Here is a 1,083-nt window from a genome sequence, read left to right on the forward strand (position 1 = left end):
CGGGTGACGGAGACCTTCTCTTTTCAGCTGAAATCAAGGGATTTGTCCCCTTTACGGATGAGATTCTCACCACGGCATCAGATAAGCACAGGGCTTTATCGGGTGCCGGGAGAACCCATCACCATTGAACAGAAATCCGTGTCTTATGATCCGTGGGGTAAACGGCCAAGAGTGAGAATCGGGGCGCATACCATAATTTTTACAGAACATGCCCCCGAGAAACTCAAGAGAGTTGGACGTGCCACTGATAGCTTTCAGCTAAGAGAAGGTGTGCAACAAGATCGTGACAGAGCTTCCGGGCTGATTTACATAGAGTCGGATGAAAACGGGTCGGATTCTTTTGATATTACCATCTCAGGGGCTGTCAGGGCGCCTTGGTTCAAGTTGGGCAGAGATACACCCGAACAATGGCGTGCGTACATTCGTGACTACCCTGCGCCCTGGGCAGAGTTTGAAGGGAAATACTCCGTTCTGACTCTACCCTCCGCCATGGTGCGAGACCTTGAAGATCCAACGCCAGTTATAACCTTTTATGACCAGGTGATTCAAGAAGCCCATGCACTGACAGGCCTCAGTGACAATGCTGAAGATGAGCGCGACAGAGCCCCGGATAACCTTTACCACTTCACAATAGATGTTCAACAACTGCACAACTTTTTAGCTGTATCGCATCAATACGGATTCGTACTGTATTGGCTTGCTTTCAAAAACCCATTCCGGTGGCTGGATTCAAGTGACGCCATGGCTTCTGGCATGCTCTTTCATGAGGTCGGTCACAGTTTGGAACCCGTTCATTTTTACTTTGAACCACCTGGAGCGACTGAGGCATTTGCAGACCTGATAGTTTATGGCGATCAATATCGTAGAGGGCATTGGTTTTTAGGGCGTAGATTTGAAATAGCAGGCCTTACGATTTTAAGTGATACCACTTTCAGTGGCACTATGCCCTCACTCGTGTGGCTTTTGGCATACATTATTGAGTTTTTTTATCATGGTTATGACTCCCGTATCTGGGCAGAAAACTCAAGAGTCATGGAGAATTGGAAAGAAGCCTTCATGATAGAGCTCGTGAATCATTTATCG

1 protein-coding gene is annotated in these 1,083 nt (G+C 47.6%); it reads left to right on the top strand.

All coding sequences use genetic code 11. The annotated features are described in order from the left end of the window. Positions 1–57: 57 nt before the first annotated feature. A partial coding sequence (locus tag E1189_RS01200) for a M60 family metallopeptidase (protein WP_230459923.1) occupies positions 58–1,083 on the top strand: 1,026 nt, incomplete at its 3' end.

Origin of the sequence: Parendozoicomonas verongulae (genome assembly GCF_009711465.1) — a bacterium.
In the GTDB taxonomy this organism is placed as follows: Bacteria; Pseudomonadota; Gammaproteobacteria; order Pseudomonadales; family Endozoicomonadaceae; genus Sansalvadorimonas; species Sansalvadorimonas verongulae.